Source organism: Actinoplanes sp. NPDC026619 (genome assembly GCF_040638295.1).
Taxonomy (GTDB): Bacteria; Actinomycetota; Actinomycetes; order Mycobacteriales; family Micromonosporaceae; genus Actinoplanes.
Window position 1 is genome coordinate 60073 of sequence record NZ_JBEZYA010000031.1, and the last position, 17463, is coordinate 77535.

A 17463-nucleotide genomic window follows, 5' to 3' on the forward strand; every position below is an offset into this window, starting at 1 on the left:
GTCCATGAGATTAATGACCCGGGCGGTGCTGGTAACCGCCGTGACCGCCGCTCTCGGCGGTACGACCTATCGCGTCGTCGCCAGGCGGCGGTCCGCTTCCGCGCCGTCCTCCGGCCGGCGCCATGTGATCACAGTCCAGCGGCCCTTCGATGAGATAGCTGAGGTGCTGCCGGAGCCGTTGAGCGCCTACCACGGAGCCCTGGACGTGCAGCTGCGGGCGGCTCCCGCCGATCGGGGCACGGAGATCAGCGCACGTGCTCTGAACGACACGGTCTCCGACGGCGACATCCGGCGTCTGCTGCGGGAGAGCCGATCACTTCTGGAAGTCGGCGACGTGCTGCAGCCGGGCGGCCCGACCAGCACCCCCACCGCGCTGAACGCGCCATTGCGCGCGGCCACCCGGCACGGTCGCGAAGGGGGACTGCTGTGAAGGCGTTGCAGTGGCAGGGCGTCAACAAGCTGGCCGTCGGGGAGGTGCCGGACCCGGAGATCCGCAACCCCGGCGACATCATCGTCAAGGTCACCCGGACCGTCACCTGCGGGTCGGACCTGCACCTGATCGGCGGTTACATCCCGTTCATGGAGAAGGGCGACGTCCTCGGTCACGAGTTCGTGGGCGAGGTCGTCGAGGTCGGATCCGACGTCCGCAACCACCGGGTGGGTGACCGGGTGGTGGTGTCGTCCTTCATCGCCTGCGGCAAGTGCTATTTCTGCGCCCAGGAGCTGTTCTCGCTGTGCGACAACGGCAACACCAACCCGGCCATCACCGAGACGCTGTGGGGACAGGCCCCGGGTGGCTGTTTCGGGTACTCGCACGCGATGGGCGGCAACCCGGGAAGCCACGCCCAGTACATCCGGGTCCCGTTCGCCGACGTCGGCGCGTTTATCGTGCCCGAGGCGGTCACCGACGAGCGGGCCCTGTTCGCCTCCGACTCGGCGAGCACCGGCTGGATGGGCGCGGACCTGGGCGGCGTCCGGCCCGGTGACGTGGTGGCGGTCTGGGGCGCCGGGGCGGTCGGGCAGATGGCGGCGCGCGCGGCGGTGCTGCTCGGCGCCGACCGGGTGATCGTGATCGACCGGTACGAGAACCGGCTGGGCCAGGCCGAGAAGTTCGCCGGGGCCGAACCGCTGAACTACGAGCACACCGACGTCGAGGCGGAGCTGCGGGAGCGCAGCGGTGGCCGGGGCCCGGACGTCTGTATCGAGGCGGTCGGCATGGAAGCGCACACCCCCGGCGCGCAGTTCCTATATGACCAGGTCAAACAGCAGCTTCGCCTGCAGACCGACCGGCCGGCGGCGGTACGCGACGCGATTCACGCCTGCCGCAAGGGCGGCTCGGTCTTCGTCCTCGGCGTGTACGCCGGCTTCGTGGACAAGTTCCCGCTCGGCGCGCTGATGAACAAGGGACTCACCGTGCGCGGAGCGCAGATGCACGGCCAGCGTTACATCCCGATGCTGCTCGATCGGATGGCCCGCGGCGAGCTGGTCACCGAACACCTCGCCACCCACACCATGCCGCTGGCCGACGCCCCGGCTGGCTACCGGATGTTCAAGGACAAAGAAGACGACTGTGTACGGGCGGTGTTCCTGCCCAACTGACGCGATCCGACCGGCCCGGGACGAGTCGCCTCAGCGCGGCATCCCGGGCCGTGTCGCCGTCATCCGGCGACGATCAGCTCGGCCAGCCGGTCCAGCACCGCGGCGGTGTCACCGCCCGCACTCAGGATCCGCCGTTGCCGGGCCGCGCCGGTGCCGTCCCGCCGGAGGCGCGCCAGCTGCGCCTCGACGACGTCCTGGTCGCGCTGGCGGCGAAGGACCGGCCCGACGTAGCCGACCAGCTCGTCCACCAGGTCCCAGGCCGGCCGGGCGCACTGCGAGCGGAGATCGGTCAGCGTGCCGTCCAGCGCGGTGCGCGCCGCGTTCCAGTGCGCCGCCCGCAACAGATCGTCCGGAACGCGCCGGGCCGGGCGGCCGGCCGAGATGTCGTCCATGGCCGTCGCCACCAGCGCCCGGACGAGGCCCGCGATCACCACGGTGTCGTCCACGGTGGCTCCGACGTCACCGACCCGCACCTCGACCGTCGGGAAGGTGGCGGACGGGCGGGAGTACCAGAGGACCATGGTGTCGTCAAGCATGACGCCGGCCGACACCAGCGTGGCCACCGTCGCGTCGTAGCCGGCGGCCGAATCGGCGTGCGGCGCCGGTCCCAGGCTGGGCCACCGTTGCAGCTGCACGGACCGCCAGCTGGCGTAGCCGGTGTCCGCGCCCCGATACAGCGGTGAGTTCGCCGCGAGCGCCTGCACGACCGGCAACCAAGCCCGCAGGTGGTTGCCGACCTCGATGGCCAGCGCCCGGTCCGGCACGCCGACGTGGACGTGACAGCCGCACACCGCGGGGTCGGCCGCGATCGGCCCGTAGAACCGGGCGATCTCGTGGAACCGCGGGTTCTCGGTCGGCTCCAGGACGGGCTCGGCCACCGGGGTCGCGCCGACGGCGACCAGGCGGGCGCCGGCGTCGGCCGCCGCGGCCGCGGCCGCCCGCCGGTTGTCCACCAGGTGCTGCCGGAGCTCGGCCAGCCCGGTACAGACCGGGGTGACCATCTCGATCATGCTGTGCCGGAACTCCAGGCGGCTCTGCCCGCGCACCGACTCGGGCAGAGCACTCAGCACCTTCCCGGCCAGCGGCACGTTCTCACCGCTGTGCGGGTCGAGGAGCAGGAACTCCTCCTCGACACCCACGGTCGGGGCCGGACCGGCCCCGGTCACCGCGGGCGGGTGGCGGTCAGCACCACGACCGCGACCCGTTCGGCGTGCTGATAGGCGGGGGTGTCCAGTTCCTCGCCGTACACGTCCGGATCGACCTCGCGGTAGGTCCAGGCCAGGCCGGTCCGGCTCAGCCGCTGTTCGGCGGCCTCGCGGAGCGGGTCGCGTCCCTCGATGATGCCGGTCCCGCTGAACAGCACCAGCGAGCCGCCCGGCGCCAGCCGCTGCTTCGCGGTGTCGACGACCGCGAGGGGGAGCTGGTTGCCCTGCGGCCCGCCGCCGTCGCGGTAGGTGCGCCGGGCTGAATCGATCATGAACGGCGGGTTGGCGATGATCAGGTCGAAGGCGCCGTCCACGCCGTTCAGCAGGTCGCTGTGGCACAGCCGGACCCGGTCGGCGCCGGCCAGCGCGGCGTTTATCCGGGCATACCGCAGCGCGGTGTCGTTGATGTCGACGCCGATGACCTCGGCCTCCGGCGCCCGCTTCGCGACGGTGATCGCCCCGGCCGCGGTGCCGCAACCGATGTCCACGGCCCGGCGCACCGGCGTGGCCCGCGCCGCGATGTGTGCGGCCGCCGCGTCGGCCATCCGGTACGTGTCCGGGCCGAAGAAGACCGAGTCGGCGGTCGCGGTCGGAAAAGTGGAGTGCAGGAACAGCTCGTCGTCGTAGGAGGAGAACCGGATCCGGCTCCGCCAGCCGTCGCCGTGGCGCTCGAGGGCCCTGGCCGCGTCCAGCAGCTCCATCAGCCCCGCGGGCAGGACCCCGGCCCGGAACGGCCGGCTCCAGCCCAGCACGTCCCGCTCGGTGCGGGCCCACGCGTTCGCGGGACGCCGGTTGACCCGCTCATGGGTGGCCGGGGTGATCGTGGTGAACCGGTAGCCGAGGTCCCGAAGCGCCCGGCCGAGGCGAAGCAGCGCTTCGTCGGCGGCGGCGTCGGCATGTGGTGGTGCGGCCGCTGCGGCCGTGCCGGTCGTCGTCATGGCGAGCCGGATTCCCCGCCCCGCGCGACCTATTCGCCGCTGATCAGGAACACCGATCGGGCGGCCGCAGATCCAGCGTGCCGCCGCGGGTGATCGGCTGAACGCCGGTCAGTCCCTGCGCCCGCGCGCGGGCCAGGAAGTTGCTCAGCGGCGACTTCATCACCCGGTAGTCGTCGAAATGCACAGGAACGGTCAGCCGGGGCCGGATCAGGTCGGTCAGGTCGGCGCCCTGCCGGTCGTCCATGGTCAGCAGCAGACCGAGCAGCCGGGTGCCGCCGAGGTGGATGAGCATGGCGTCGATCTCACCGAACCGCCGCGGTATCTCGGCGAGGCCGGGGTCGTACAGCGTGTCGCCGGTGATGTACAACCGCAGCGCGCACCGCCCGTCCTGTTCCAGCTCCACCACCGAGCCCATCACGTCCGGCAGCAGCGCGTCGGCCAGGCCGGGGCCGTGTCGGCCGGGCACCGCGGTGACTCGCAGCCGCTGGCGGTCCCGGGTCCATTCGTGGCATTCCCAGGTGGGCAGCCCGCGGACCGCCTCGAAGTGCCGGCGGCGCAGGCGGCGTTCGGCCTGGGGCGTCGTGATGATCGGCAGGGAATGCTCGAGCTGCTCCCGCGCGGCCCGGTCGAAATGATCGCCGTGCAGGTGGGAGAGGAGCACCGCGTCCACCTGCGCGAGATCGAGCGCCGCCAGCGCAGGATCGGTGAGCCGGCGGGTCCAGGCCCCGTAGCCGAGGTAGACGCGGCTGCCGGCCGGCCCGAACGCCGGGTCGGTCAGCAACGTGAACTCGCCCAGCCGCAGCACGGTCGTGGCATTGCCGATGAAGGTGACGTCGGCCCGCATGCTCACTCCCGCAACGACGACCGGCCGGCCGCCCAGGAGTCGAGCACCGACGTGGCCCACCGGGCGTCGACCGCCAGGGCACAGCGGGCGCCCCAGACGACGTCGCCGGCCAGTTCCGGCTCGGCGGCGGCGAAGGAGCCGCACAGGTCGTGCGCGGCGATCTGCTCGTGCACCGCGTCCGCCTCGACGTGCTCGTCGTAGAACGCTGTCGCGCTCGCGTCACCGCCCAGCCGGCGCAGTCCGTTGGAGTACGCCCGGTTGGGGATCGAGGAGGTCATCTCGTAGGCGGCGAGGTGACCCAGCAGGGCGCCCCGGCGGCGGCGGTGCAGCGCGAACAGCGACATCACGTTGTTGGCGGCCAGCGTCGCGGCCGGGACCGCGTCGACGTACGTCCCGTAGGTCAGATCGAGGCCGAACCAGCTCATCGTGCGCTTGAAGAGCTCCTGGTGCATCTTCGGCTCGACGCCGCCGCCGTACTCGTCGAGCTGGATCTCGATGAGCGCCGCCTTCGGCCGCCCGGCCAGGCGGGGGATCACGTACGTGTGCGGATCGGCCTCACGCAGGTGGTAGACGGAACGGTGCGTGACGAACTCGCGGAACTGCTCCTGGGTCGCCCGGCCACGAAGGTACCCGGACAGCGACGGCCCGTCGTCGGCGGAGACCAGCTCGGTCAGCCGGTGCGGCACGGTCGCCGGATCCACCGCCTCCGGCGGGCCGGCGAGAGCGTGCAGATCGGCCTCGAACCGGTGTTCCAGCGCGCCGCGCAACCGCAGCAGCTCCGGATCCCACTCCCAGCGGTCGTCGACCCCGTCCCAGCCGCGGTAGGCCATCTCGTAGCAGACGAACAACGCCAGGTGCAGATCCTCCTCGTCGTCCGGCACCGGCGTCCGCGGCAACGTCGACGCTTTCCCGCCGAGCAGATCGATCAGCGCGGTGGAGACGGCACCGCGTGGCGCAGGGAGTTTCATGTCGGCTGGCTTCCCTCGCACGCCTGCGATAAACGCCGCCGGCTCATCGCGGGGCCGGGGTGACGCGGTCGGTGCCTGCCCGGAAGTTGATCGCCTTGTGGGTGCCGTCGCAGAACGGCTTGATCGCTGACTTGCCGCACCGGCACAGGGCGACCGTCGTCCGGCCGGCCTCGATCGGCGTGCCGTCCGGCGTGGCGATCTCGAAGTCGCCGCGGACGATCAGCGGGCCGTCCTCGTACGGGATGATGGTCGAGCTCATGGCGGACCGAATGCCCGCCGGCGAGCCGGTCAAACGGCCCGGCCTACCGGGCTCCGCGCCGGTCCAGCGGGCCCCAGCCGGCCGCGTTCTGGGCCTCGACCAGATGCTCCGCCTCGATCAGCGCGGTGTCGGCGATCCAAGCGACCGGCCGGCGCACCCGGACCAGCGGCTCGTTGTCCGGTCCGCGGCCGCACTGGCTGCCCACCAGCACCCACGGGCGGACCGTGGTCCCGTGCTCATACCGCAGGTGGCGGTAGTCGTACAGCCGGCGGGCGACCCAGAGCCGCATCGACCGGTCACCCCACCACGGTTCGACGGCCAGCGGGTTGGCCGACAGGCCTGGCAACGGCACCCCGGTCAGCGAGTCGCGGCTGGCCCCCTGGCGCAGGTCGCCGGCGGGACCGGCCGACCACCGTACGAACAATTGATCTTTTGCTGCGTACGCGGTGACCAGTTCGGCCAGCTCGTCGAGATCGGCGATCGTGGGCAGATTGTCGTACACGGTCACCCGCGTGCCCCGATTCGCGGGCGTTAGTCGTGGTCCGCCCGGACTGAACCCGAACGGAGCATGTCGCGGCCGATACGGGGTACCCCACCGATCCGATTCGTATCGTGAGGTGATCCGATGACCCGCGACGTCCGCGAATTTCTGTCCGCGCATCAGGACGTGCTCGTCGAGGAACTCGTCGGCTGGCTGCGGATCCGCTCCGTCGCAGGCCTGCCGGAACGCGCTCCCGACCTGATCAGGTCGGCGAACTGGCTGGCGGCGGAGCTGCGCGCCACCGGCTTCCCGGCGGTGGAGGTCTGGAAGGGCGAAGCCCCCGCGGTGTACGCCGAATGGTGCGCCGCGCCCGGAGCGCCCACGGTTCTGATCTACAGCCATCACGATGTGCGGGCGGCCAAGGACGAACTGTGGGAGGAAACACCGCCGTTCGAGCCGGCGGTGCGCGACGGGCGCGTCTACGGCCGCGGCGCCTCCGACGCCAAGGGCCAGATCATGAGTCACGTCTGGGGCATCCGCGCCCATCTCGCCGCCACCGGCCGCGACGCGCCCGCGGTGAACCTCAAATTCCTGGTCGAGGGCGAGGAGGAGAGCGGCTCGGCGCACCTGGCCGGCCTGCTCGACGACCACCGCGACCGGCTCGGCGCCGACCTGGTGGTCTTCTCCGACACGCTCACCTGGCGGGCCGATCATCCGGCCGTCTGCACCAGCGCGCGGGGGATGGTCATGGCCGAACTGGGGGTGTCCGGCCCGCTGCGCGACGTGCACAGCGGGGCCGCCTCCGGGCCGGCGCCGAACGCGGCCGTCGAGCTGGCCCGCCTGCTTGGCCGGTTGCACGACGACAAGGGCCGGATCACGCTGCCCGGCTTCTACGACACGGTGGCCGAGCCGTCCGAACGGCGCCGGGCCGAACTGGCCGCCCTGCCGTTCACCGAGCGGGACTGGCTGGACCGCTCGGAGACCCGGAGCATCACCGGCGAGGCCGGCTATTCGGTGCTCGAGCGGCTGTGGGTCCGCCCCGCCGCCGAGATCATCAGCATGGTCGCCGGGGACCCGGTCGGGGTCACCCGCTCGGCGATACCCGCGGTGGCGACCGCGACCCTGAACATCCGGACGGTTCCCGACCAGAAGGTCGACGAGGTCGCCGGGCAGTTGCGGCGCTGGGTGGCCGAACAACTCGCCGACACGGTCGAGTACGACCTGACGATCGCGCGGGAGACGGCACAGGAGCCGTACCGGACGCCGGACGATCTGCCGGCGCTGGACGCGCTGGCGGTGGCGATGCACGACGGCTTCGGGCAGCCGCCCGGCCGGATGGGCAACGCCGGTGGCGGGCCGGCCGAACTGCTCAGCCGCACTCTCGGCGCTCCGGTCCTGTTCTTCGGCGTCGGGCTGCCCGAGGACCGGTGGCACGACAGCGACGAGCGGGTGTCCATCGAGATGCTGATGAACGGGGCCGCGACCCTGGCGCACCTGTGGTCCCGCCCGTCCGCGCTGCGGTGACCGACGGTCTCGGCGCCTCGCCGGCGATGGGCGGGTGCGGGGGTGTGGGATCGTTGCGGGTGGATGTCCGTTGCCGCCGGGGGTGCTGTGCTCGAGGTGCGTCTGTTGGGGCCGGTGGAACTCTGGGCCGGCGAACGGCAGCTGCCGATCGGGGAACCGCGCCAGCGCGCGGTCCTCGCCGCCCTGGCCTGTGAGGCCGGCCGGGTGGTCACCGCCGAGACGCTGATCGACCGGGTGTGGGGCGAGGCCGCGCCGGCCCGGGCCCGGCACGCGTTGCAATCCCATCTAGTCCGGGTGCGGGGCGCGCTGCGGCGGGCCGGCGCCGACCCGCTGACCCGGCGGTCCGGCGGTTATCTGCTGGATCTCCCCGCCGATCGGGTCGACCTGCTCCGGTTCCGCGCGCTCGCCGCGAACGCGCACGGCGACGTCGGGCTGCTGCGCGAGGCCGTCCGGCTGTGGCGGGGCGAGCCGCTGGCCGGGATCTCCGGCGACTGGGCCGCCTCGATGCGGGCCGGCTGGGACTCCGAGCGACTGCTCGCGGTGGTGGCCTGGGCGCACGCCGAGCTCGAGGCCGGCGACCCGGCCGCGGTGATCGGGCCGCTCGGCGCGATCGCGCGGGAACAGCCGCTCGTCGAGCCGGTCGCGGTCGCGTTGATGCGGGCGTTGCACGCGGCCGGCCGCACCGCCGACGCGCTCGGTCAGTACGCCGCGTTGCGCCGCCGGCTCGCCGACGAGCTGGGCGCCGACCCGGCGCCGGCCACGCAGGCCGCGTACGCCGCCGTTCTGACCGGCAACCAGGCCGCCACCACCGGATCGATCGAGCGGGCGCCCGCCCAGCTGCCGGCCGACGTGACCGGATTCGCCGGCCGGGCCGACGCGCTCGCCTACCTCGACAAGGTCCCGTCGCTGGCGGTCATCGGCGGCTCGGCCGGCGTCGGCAAGACCGCCCTGGCCGTGCACTGGGCGCACCGCGCGGCGGCCCGTTTCCCGGACGGCCAGCTCTACGTCGACCTGCGTGGCTTCGGCCCGGGCGGCACGGCGACGGACCCGGGTGAGGCGGTCCGCGGCTTCCTCGGCGCGCTCGGCGTCCCGGCGCCGCGCATCCCGGCCGAGACCGGCGCCCAGTCGGCGTTGCTGCGCAGCCGGCTGGCGGACAAGCGGCTCGTGCTGGTGCTGGACAACGCCCGCGACAGCGACCAGGTGCGCCCGCTGCTGCCCGGCGCCGGCTCCTGCGTGACGCTGGTGACCAGCCGCAACCAGCTCACCGGGCTGGTGGCCGCGGACGGCGCGCAGCCGCTGCGGCTGGACGTGCTCAGCCACGGCGAGGCGCAGGAACTGCTGGACCGGCGGCTCGGCGCCGGCCGGATGGCCACCGACCGGGCGGCCGGTGACGCCATCATCGGGTTGTGCGCACGGCTGCCGCTGGCGCTCACGCTGGCCGCCGCGCACGCCGTGATGCAGCCACATGTCGGCCTCGCGGAGCTGGCCGGCGGCCTGGCCGGGTGGGCCACCCCGGCCGGCGACACCCCGGACACCGACATCCGGGCGGTGTTCTCCTGGTCGTACGAGGCGCTGAACCCGGCCGCCGCGCGGTTGTTCCGGCAGCTCGGCGTACACCCGGGTCCGGATTTTTCGGCCGCGGCAGCAGCCGCGCTCTTCGGTGGCGAAGGTGACGAGGGGGAGCTGGCCGAGCTGGTGGGGGCGAGCCTGCTGACCGAGCACGTGCCGGGCCGTTATCGCCTGCACGACCTGATGCGGGCGTACGCGCAGGAGATGGCGGCCGAGCCGGGGGCGGCGGACCGGCTGCTCGACCACTACCTCGGCACGGCGTTCGCCGGGGCGATGCTCCTGGCGCCGGCCCGGCCGGCGCCGATCCGGCCGATCGATCCGGCCGGCGAGCCGCTCGCCGATCAGGCCGCCGCGATGCGCTGGTTCGCGGCGGAACGGGCCGTGCTGCTCGCGCTGGCCGCCGCGACCGGTGGCGACCGGCCGTGGCAACTGGCCTGGGCGCTGGACACCTTCCTCTACCGGCAGGGCCCCTGGCACGACCTGGTCACGGTGTGGGAGGCGGCGCTGGCCACGGTGCGGCAGGAGGAGGCGCGGGCGTACGCGTACGCCCGCCTCGCCCGGGCTCGGACCCTGCTGGACCGCCCCGCCGAGGCCGACCGCGACTACCGGCTGGCGCTGGCGCACTACGAGCGGGCCGGGGACCGGCCGGGGCAGTCCGGCGTGCACCACGAGATGGCGATCCTGTCCGAGCGGCAGGGCCGGATGCGCGACGCCCTGGCCCACGCCGAACGGGCGCTGGAGATCTCCGACTACGCCAATGCCAACACCCTCAACACCGTCGGCTTCTACCGCGCGCAGCTGGGCGACTTCGCCGGGGCGCTGGTGGCCTGCGAACGGGCGCTGGCGCTCTACGAGCAGAGCGGCGACGTCGACAACCGGGCCGCGGTCTGGGACAGCCTCGGCTTCATCCGGCACGGACTCGGGGAGTACGCCGCGGCGGTGGACTGCTACCAGAGGGCGCTGGGGTTGTACCGGCAGATCGGCGACCTCTACTGGGTGGCCGACACGCTGGTCCACCTCGGTGACACCCATCGAGCCTGCGGGCGGGACGCGCAGGCGGTGGCGGTGTGGCGCGAGGCGCTCGGCATCTACGAGGAGCTGGGTCACGCCAACGCGGCGGAGGTCCGCGCGCGACTGTCCTGACGGTTCCGCAGGAATTCCGCAGGGGCCATGCGCGATCGTCGATCCCGACCTGACGTCAGCGAAGGGAGCCGAGCATGGCTGCGATCACCAAGGGCACGACCTGGGGCCGCCGCGGTACGAGCTGGAACCGCCGCGGGGCGACCTGGGGTTAGGCGCACGCGAACGGCGCCGCCCGGGGGGTTCTGGGCGGCGCCACCCGCTTTTCGGAGGGGATTTTGGCGACCTACCGCGAGCTTTTCGCCTACCGCGAGTTCCGTTACCTCTACGGCGGTCAGGTGCTGTCCTACCTGGGCGACCAGGTGGCGGCGATCGCGGTGGCGGTGCTGGTCTACGACCGTACGCAATCGGCGTTCTTGTCGGCCGTTGCCTATGCCAGCTCCTGGTTGCCCGGGGTCTTCGGCGGCCCGATCCTGTCCACCTACGCCGACCGGCTGCCCCGCCGGGCCGTGCTGATCGGCTGCGACCTCGCCCGCGCCGTGCTGATCGCGCTGGTGACCGTGCCGGGCCTGCCGCTCTGGTCGGCGATCGTCCTGCTCTACCTGGCGCACCTGTTCTCCCCGCCGTTCGTGGCGGCCCGCGCCGCGATCATGCCCGAGGTGCTGCCCGGCGAGGCCTACATCACCGGCAACGGGCTGAGCAACATCACCCACCAGCTGAGCCAGCTGCTCGGCTTCGTCGCCGGTGGCGTCGTGGTGGCGGCGGCCGGCCCAGTTTGGTCGATGCTCGCCGACGCGGCGACCTTCGCGCTGTCGGCGGCGCTGATCGCGCTCGGTGTCACGCGGCGCCCGGCCGCCCTGGCCGGCGCCGCGCCGCAACGGCTGCTGGCGCAGTCCCGGGACGGCATCCGCTACATATTGGCCGACCCGTGGTTGCGCACCTGCCTGGCGCTGGTGTGGGTGGCGAGCGGATTCGCCTTCGCCCCGGAGGCGATCGCCTACCCCTACGCGGCTTCGCTCGGTGGCGGCCCGGCCCAGGCCGGCCTGCTGCTGGCCGCGCCCTCGGCGGGTTTCCTGCTCGGCGCGCTCGCGATGACCCGGGTGCTGACTCCCGGCGCCCGGGACCGCCTGCTGCGCCCGGCCGCCGTGCTCTCCACCGCGGCGCTGGTGCCCATGCTCGCCCGCCCCGGACTGCCGGTGGTGCTGATCCTGCTGGCGGTGGCGGGCGCGGGCGCCTCGTTCATGGTGCCGCTCAATGCGATCTTCGTGCGCCGGGTGGCGCCGGAGTTCCGCGGCCGCGCGATGGGCGTGGCCGCCTCGGGTCTGCTCGTCTGCCAGGGCCTCGGGTTTCTCGCCACCGGCGGCGCCGTGCAGGCCGGGCTGGCGCCCGCGACGGTGGTTGGCCTGAGCGGCCTGCTCGGCACCGGGGCGATCGTGCTGACCAGGTTCTCGCGATCAGGAACCGGCCGCCGGCTCGACCCGGCCGGCCGGGTCGTCGCCGGCGGGTAGCGCCGGCATGGTCCACACTGGATCAAAAACTGGCGGGGGAGAGAAGCGTGAAGCGTCGTTCGGTGCTGGTGGTGGGTGGCGGTATCGCCGGGCTCGCGCATGCGATCGCGATGCGACGAGCCGGGCACGACGTGGAGGTGCTCGAGATCCGGCCCGATTGGGCCGTCGCCGGCTGGGGCCTGAGCCTCACCGGACCGGCCCTGCGTGCCCTGCGCACCCTCGACCTGGCCGGCGAGTGCATCGCGGCCGGCTCGCCGATCCACCGCACCCAGCACAACGACCCGGCCGGCGAGCTGCGCGCCACCCTCGAACCGCCCAGCGTTCTCGGCCCCGGCCAGCCCGCCGAGGCCGGCATCGGCCGCCCGGCGCTGCACCGCATCCTGCGCGAACGCGCCGCCGGCCTCGGCGCCACGCTGCGCACCGCCTGCACGGTCCGCGCGATCTCCGACGGACCGGACGCCCTCGTCGCCCGGCTCTCCGACGGCACCGATCGCACCGTCGACTACCTGGTCGGCGCGGACGGGGTCCGCTCCCGCATCCGGGAACTGCTCGGCCTGGCCGGCGACCCGTGGTACACCGGCCAGATGGTGTGGCGGGCGCTGGTCGACCGGCCGGCGTGGGCCACCGACATCCACACCTTCGGCGGGCCGGCCGGCACCACCGGGGTCATCCCGATCTCACCGACCCAGGCGTACGTGTTCCTGACCGAGGCCCGCGACGCTCCCGGCGAGGTGCCCGACCAGGAGCTGGCGGCGCGGATGCGTGACCTGCTGGCGTCGTTCGGCGGCCGGTTCGCCGCCGTGCGCGACGCCATCACCGCGCCGGACCAGGTCGTCCGCCGCCCGATCCACGCCCTCTTCGTCGAGGGCCCGTGGCATGCCGGCCGGGGAGTGCTCGCCGGCGACGCCGCGCATTCGCCGTCGCCGCAGATGGTCAGCGGCGCGGCCCTGGCCATCGAGGACGCGGTCGTGCTGGCCGAGGAGGTGACCGGGCAGGACGACCTGGCGGCCGCCTTCACCGCGTACGAGAACCGTCGCCGCGACCGGGTCCGCGCCCTGGTGGAGACCTCCGTCGAGATCGGCCGCCGCGAGCGTGAGGGCCACCACCACGAGGTCCACCAGTTGATCGGCCGGGGCCACGCCGCGATGGCCGCCCCGATCTGATCCCGGCCGGGCGATCAGTGCACGATCACCGGAGCGGCGCCGGCCGGCGCGTCGTCCGACGGCTGCGCGTCCTCGCGTTTGCGGGGCAAGAACAGCGCCGCCACCACGGTCACCGCGACCAGCGAGAACGCCACCCAGTAGGTGTGTGCGAAGGCGTTCGCGGCCTGCGCCAGGCCCGTCTTGACACCGGCCGGGCCGCCGATCTGCGCGGCGATCGCCGGGTCCTGGCGGGACGCGATCGCCGGGCCGGCCAGCTTCGCGTCCTTCAGGCCGTTGGTCAGGATCACCGACATGATCGCCACGCCGACCGAGCTGGCGATCTGCTGGGTGATGTTCAGCAGCGTCGATCCGCGGGCGACCTCGGCGTTCCGGAGGGTCTTCAGCGCCGAGGTCATGATCGGCATCATCGTGCCGCCCATCCCCAGGCCCATGACGAACAAGGTCAGGATCAGCCAGCCGTACGAGGTGGTCGAGGTGATCTGGGTCAGGCTCGCCATTCCGGCCAGGATGAACAGCAGGCCGAACGGCACGATCCGGCCGACCGGCAGCTTGTCGCTCAACATGCCGGCGATCGGCATGGTCAGCATCGCGCCGAGACCCTGCGGAGCCACCAGCAGGCCGGCTTTGAGCACCGACTCGCCCCGGATCTGCTGGAAGTACGTCGGCACCAGCAGCAGGCCGCCGAAGAAGGCCACGGCGAAGAGGAACATCGTGAGGATGCTGATCGCGAGGTTGCGGTTGCGGAACAGCCGCAGGTCGAGCAGCGGGTGCTCCGGCTTGAACGAGTAGAAGACGAACCCGATCACCAGGGCCAGTCCGACCAGCCCGGGGATGAGGACCTCGGCCGAGCCGAGCGTGCCGGTCCGCGGGATCGAGGAGACGCCGTAGAGGAACAGCGCCAGGCCGGGCGACATCATCAGCATGCCGACGAAGTCGAACTTCTCGGACGGGTGCGATGCGTCCTTGGGCAGGACCACGAACGCGTAGATCAGGGCGATGGCGCCGATCGGCAGGTTGATCAGGAAGATCCAGTGCCAGCTCGCGGTGTCGATCAGCCAGCCGCCGAGAATCGGGCCACCGATCGGGCCGAGCAGCATCGGGACGCCCAGGATGGCCATCAGCCGGCCCATCCGCTTCGGACCCGCGGCCCTGGTCATGATGGTCATGCCGAGCGGCATCAGCATGCCGCCGCCGAGGCCCTGGAGCACCCGGAAGGCGATCAGCAGGTTGATGTCGTTCGCCATGGCGCACAGCGCCGACCCGATCGTGAACAGCGTGATCGCCGTCAGCGGCGGCGGGTCAGGAACTGACCGGCACCTCGACCCGGCCGGCCGCCCAGGGGAGCACGTCGCCGGCCGGCAGCGGCCGGGACATGTGGTAGCCCTGCGCGAACGGGCAGCCCATCGTCTCCAGGACGGCCAGTGCCTCCGCGCTCTCCACGCCCTCGGCCACGACCTTGAGGTTCAGCGCCCGGGCCAGCTCCAGGATCGCCCGCACGATCGCCTCGTCGCTCGGCGACTCGTGCACGCTCTTGATGAACCGGCGGTCGATCTTCAATTCGGTCAGCGGCATGGTCTGCAGGTACGCCATCGACGAGTAACCGGTGCCGAAGTCGTCGATCGACAGCTTCACGCCGAGGTCACGCAGTCGGTCCAGGATCGTCTGCACCTCGGCCGGATCGCTGATGATCGACGTCTCGGTGATCTCCAGGGTGAGCATGGCGCCGGGCACGTCGTGCCGGATCAGCGCCGCCGACACCCGGTCCGGGAAGGCGTTGTCGTAGAGCCCGCCGGCCGCGATGTTGACCGCCACCGGCAGCTCGACGCCGGCCTCCCGCCAGGTCACGTGCTGGCGCAGGGCCAGCTCGAGGATGGCGTCGGTGAGCGCGACGATGATCTCGTCGTCCTCGGCCTGCGGGATGAACTCGCTCGGCGGCAGCAGCCCGCGGGCCGGGTGCTGCCAGCGCACCAGGGCCTCGACCCCGACCAGCTCGCCGGTGCCGGTCGCGACCTTGGGCTGATAGTGCAGCACCAGCTCGTCCTCGGCGATCGCCCGGTGCAGCTCGCCGATCACGCCGAGCTGCTCCGAGCTGCGGATGTCCGCCTCGGCGTCGTAGATCGCGGTGCCCGAGCGGGTCCGCTTGGCGGTGTACATCGCGATGTCGGCGTGCTGGAGCAGTTCGGCCGAGTTGGCGCTGTGCAGCGGGTAGACGGCGGCGCCGATGCTGCCGCTGATGTCGACCTGCACCCCGTCGAGCTCGGCCGGGCCCTGCACCGCGTCGAGCACCCGCCGGGCCAGGTCCAGGCAGTCGTCCGCCGAGCCGACGCGGGGCAACAGCACGGCGAACTCGTCACCGCCGAGACGGGCCACGGTGTCCGATTCCCGTACGGCGTCGGCCAGCCGTGCCGCCACCTCGGTGAGCAGCAGGTCGCCGGCGTGGTGGCCGAGGGTGTCGTTGACCTCCTTGAACTTGTTGAGGTCGAGCAGCAGGAGGCCGACCGGGTCGCCGCCGCGGGCGGCCTGGGCGAGGGTCCGGTCCACGTGCTCGGCCAGCAGGGAGCGGTTGGCCAGCCCGGTGAGCCCGTCGTGGCCGGCGCGGTACCTGCTCTCCTGGGCCTGCCGTTCGATCCGCCGCTGGTGGCCGATCATCAGGGACGCGCAGAGGATCAGCAGCATCATGTCGACGGCGACGATCGCCCCGGCGGCCACCAGCGTCTTGTTGTTGCGCTCGTCCACCGCCAGCAGGTACTGGTCCATGTCCAGGCGCTTGCGGGCGACCTGGGCCATGCCGCTCTTGCGCAAGGTCGACGCGGCCAGGCTGGCCTGCTGGGAGAGGGCGTCCACGGTGGTCCGGTCGCCCTTGCCGTCGGCCGCCACCAGCTGGTGCAGGGTCTCGGTGTAGGCGGCGTACGAGTCGGCGAGATCGGCCGCCTCCGCCTGGTCGGTCTCGTCGCCGTTCGCGGTGAGCCAGTCGATGTTGCCGGTGGCCGAGCCCATCGCGGACAGCAACGGCTGGCGGCCGATGTCGGTGCTCGCGCGCAGGTAGTCGCCGAGCATCTCGTACTCGATGCTGACGTTCTGGGTGAGTGCGCCCCACTGGTCGCTCTGCATGCCGGCCTCCCGTACGTGACGGGTGGTTTCGACGTTGCCGTTGATGCTGTAGCCGGCCAGTGCGGCGAGGGCGGTGACGCCGAGGGTCAAGCCGATGACGGCGGTGCGCGCCATCGCCTTACTGCGGACTGCCTTGCTGATCACCTCGCACCCCCCATACTGAGGTTGCCATGAGAAATCGTCTTATTTCAGCCTTTGCTGGCGTTCTGCTTGTCGCGACCTCGGCTGGCTGCTCGAAGAGCGCCGGTAGCGGCGGCACACCCCACGTGGCGTTCGTGGTGGCCAACACCCAGCTGAGCTTCGCGGTCCAGATGGGCGCGGGCTTCACCGCCGGCGTGGCCCGGGTCGGCGGGGTCACCGGCGAGGTGGTCGGCCCGGACATCGTCGACGGCCAGGGCGAGCTGAAGATGTTCCAGGACCTCAAGACGCGGGTGAAGGACGGCATCTCGGTCTTCACCCTGGCCCCGGAGATCTTCACGCAACCGATGGCCGCCGCGGTCAGCGACGACATCCCGCTCATCGCGGTGGACAACCCGCCACTGGCCGCGTCGAACGTCAAGCTGTTCGTCGGCAACGACAATTATCAGCTCGGCAAGATGCTCGCGGACGAGGCGGTCGCGAAGCTGCCCGCGAACGCTACCGGCAAGATCATCCTTGGCACGTCCGCACCCGGGGTGAAGGTGCTGGACCGCCGGGCCAAGGGCATCCGGGACGAACTGATGGCGAAACTGCCCGGCGTGACGGTGGTCGGGCCGTTCGACACCAAGCAGGAGACCGCCGCCAACCTCGCGGCCTGGCAGACGCTCACCGAGGTGAACAGGGACGCGATCGCCTTCCTCGGCACCGGCGACGCCGACGGCTGGAACCTGGCCGCGATCAAGGCCAAGACCAAGGCCACCTGGATGGCCGGCGCCTTCGACCTGGACCCGAAGTCGCTGGCCGCGGTGAAGGCCGGCCAGCTCGCGCTGGTGTCGCCGGAGCACTTCGTGAAGGGTGAGGTGGCCGGCCGGTTGCAGGCGCAGCACGCGAAGGACGGCAAGGCGCTGCCGGAAGGCTGGTATTACACCCCCGGCCTGGCGGTCAACGAGAGCAACATCGACGCCGTGATGGCCCGCCAGGCCAGCACCGACGCCACCGCCGCGGCGGTCGCATCCACGGTCGACCAGGTCCTCGGCGACGCCTCCTACTTCCGCAAGATGTCCGACGTCAGCTGA

Annotated in this window: 14 protein-coding genes and 1 pseudogene; 7 read left to right on the forward strand and 8 right to left on the reverse strand. The window is 72.4% G+C overall.

The genetic code is table 11. The annotated features are described in order from the left end of the window. Window positions 1–4 precede the first annotated feature (4 nt). Together AB0E90_RS42875 and AB0E90_RS42880 are read left to right on the forward strand one after the other, a co-directional pair. The gene (locus AB0E90_RS42875) at window positions 5–430 is read left to right on the forward strand and encodes a hypothetical protein (RefSeq protein ID WP_360418079.1); all 426 of its coding nucleotides are present in this window, start codon (window positions 5–7) and stop codon (window positions 428–430) included. Then, window positions 427–1599, forward strand: coding sequence for a zinc-dependent alcohol dehydrogenase (locus AB0E90_RS42880; protein ID WP_360418080.1), 1173 nt, complete (start codon window positions 427–429; stop codon window positions 1597–1599). The genes AB0E90_RS42875 and AB0E90_RS42880 overlap by 4 nt, the downstream gene beginning before the upstream one ends. 59 nt (window positions 1600–1658) lie before the next feature. Here AB0E90_RS42880 and AB0E90_RS42885 read toward each other — a convergent pair whose 3' ends face one another. Genes AB0E90_RS42885 through AB0E90_RS42910 form a run of 6 tightly spaced genes read right to left on the reverse strand, consistent with a single transcriptional unit; the run spans window position 1659 to window position 6321 of the window. Beyond that, a complete protein-coding gene (locus tag AB0E90_RS42885; RefSeq protein WP_360418081.1) occupies window positions 1659–2765 on the reverse strand; it encodes a glutamate--cysteine ligase in 1107 nt (368 codons plus the stop codon). Then, window positions 2762–3742, reverse strand: a complete 981-nt coding sequence (locus tag AB0E90_RS42890) for a class I SAM-dependent methyltransferase (protein WP_360418082.1) — start codon at window positions 3740–3742, stop codon at window positions 2762–2764. Before AB0E90_RS42890 ends, AB0E90_RS42885 begins: the two co-directional genes overlap by 4 nt. A 43-nt stretch (window positions 3743–3785) precedes the next feature. Further along, window positions 3786–4586 (reverse strand): MBL fold metallo-hydrolase, encoded by an 801-nt coding sequence (locus tag AB0E90_RS42895; RefSeq protein ID WP_360418083.1) that lies wholly within the window; start codon window positions 4584–4586, stop codon window positions 3786–3788. A 2-nt stretch (window positions 4587–4588) separates the two neighbouring features. Next, window positions 4589–5554: an iron-containing redox enzyme family protein gene (locus AB0E90_RS42900; protein WP_360418084.1), complete on the reverse strand. Its 966-nt coding sequence runs from the start codon at window positions 5552–5554 to the stop codon at window positions 4589–4591. 43 nt (window positions 5555–5597) lie between these two features. Next, a complete protein-coding gene (locus tag AB0E90_RS42905) occupies window positions 5598–5813 on the reverse strand; it encodes a CDGSH iron-sulfur domain-containing protein (RefSeq protein WP_360418085.1) in 216 nt (71 codons plus the stop codon). 43 nt (window positions 5814–5856) lie between these two features. After that, window positions 5857–6321 carry a DUF6098 family protein gene (locus tag AB0E90_RS42910; RefSeq protein WP_360418086.1) on the reverse strand — a complete coding sequence of 155 codons (465 nt, stop codon included), beginning with the start codon at window positions 6319–6321 and terminating at the stop codon, window positions 5857–5859. A gap of 117 nt (window positions 6322–6438) precedes the next feature. Here AB0E90_RS42910 and AB0E90_RS42915 point away from each other — a divergent pair, with 117 nt between their 5' ends. The 4 genes from AB0E90_RS42915 to AB0E90_RS42930 all read left to right on the forward strand — a co-directional run bounded on the left by AB0E90_RS42915 (window position 6439) and on the right by AB0E90_RS42930 (window position 13138). Beyond that, window positions 6439–7818 carry a M20/M25/M40 family metallo-hydrolase gene (locus AB0E90_RS42915; protein ID WP_360418087.1) on the forward strand — a complete coding sequence of 460 codons (1380 nt, stop codon included), beginning with the start codon at window positions 6439–6441 and terminating at the stop codon, window positions 7816–7818. Between the two features lie 114 nt (window positions 7819–7932). After that, window positions 7933–10530 (forward strand): BTAD domain-containing putative transcriptional regulator, encoded by a 2598-nt coding sequence (locus tag AB0E90_RS42920; RefSeq protein ID WP_360418121.1) that lies wholly within the window; start codon window positions 7933–7935, stop codon window positions 10528–10530. 215 nt (window positions 10531–10745) lie between these two features. After that, the gene (locus tag AB0E90_RS42925) at window positions 10746–11975 is read left to right on the forward strand and encodes an MFS transporter (RefSeq protein WP_360418088.1); all 1230 of its coding nucleotides are present in this window, start codon (window positions 10746–10748) and stop codon (window positions 11973–11975) included. A 47-nt stretch (window positions 11976–12022) separates the two neighbouring features. Then, on the forward strand, window positions 12023–13138 hold the full coding sequence (locus tag AB0E90_RS42930; protein WP_360418089.1) for an FAD-dependent monooxygenase: 1116 nt from the start codon (window positions 12023–12025) through the stop codon (window positions 13136–13138). Between the two features lie 14 nt (window positions 13139–13152). On the opposite strand, the pseudogene AB0E90_RS42935 reads toward AB0E90_RS42930, so the two are convergent. Together AB0E90_RS42935 and AB0E90_RS42940 are read right to left on the reverse strand one after the other, a co-directional pair. Further along, window positions 13153–14427: pseudogene (locus AB0E90_RS42935) on the reverse strand (DHA2 family efflux MFS transporter permease subunit); the annotation flags it as partial. 10 nt (window positions 14428–14437) lie between these two features. Next, complete coding sequence (locus tag AB0E90_RS42940; RefSeq protein ID WP_360418090.1) at window positions 14438–16393, reverse strand: EAL domain-containing protein; 1956 nt, start codon at window positions 16391–16393, stop codon at window positions 14438–14440. Between the two features lie 122 nt (window positions 16394–16515). Between AB0E90_RS42940 and AB0E90_RS42945 the strand changes: the two genes are divergently transcribed. Beyond that, window positions 16516–17463, forward strand: coding sequence for a sugar ABC transporter substrate-binding protein (locus AB0E90_RS42945; RefSeq protein ID WP_360418091.1), 948 nt, complete (start codon window positions 16516–16518; stop codon window positions 17461–17463).

Bases quoted from the DNA above. Each gene is read 5' to 3' on its own strand.
- AB0E90_RS42875 (WP_360418079.1), top strand. From the start codon at position 5: ATGAGATTAATGACCCGGGCGGTGCTGGTAACCGCCGTGACCGCCGCT.
- AB0E90_RS42890 (WP_360418082.1), bottom strand. From the start codon at position 3,742: ATGACGACGACCGGCACGGCCGCAGCGGCCGCACCACCACATGCCGAC.
- AB0E90_RS42895 (WP_360418083.1), bottom strand. From the start codon at position 4,586: ATGCGGGCCGACGTCACCTTCATCGGCAATGCCACGACCGTGCTGCGG.
- AB0E90_RS42900 (WP_360418084.1), bottom strand. From the start codon at position 5,554: ATGAAACTCCCTGCGCCACGCGGTGCCGTCTCCACCGCGCTGATCGAT.
- AB0E90_RS42905 (WP_360418085.1), bottom strand. From the start codon at position 5,813: ATGAGCTCGACCATCATCCCGTACGAGGACGGCCCGCTGATCGTCCGC.
- AB0E90_RS42915 (WP_360418087.1), top strand. From the start codon at position 6,439: ATGACCCGCGACGTCCGCGAATTTCTGTCCGCGCATCAGGACGTGCTC.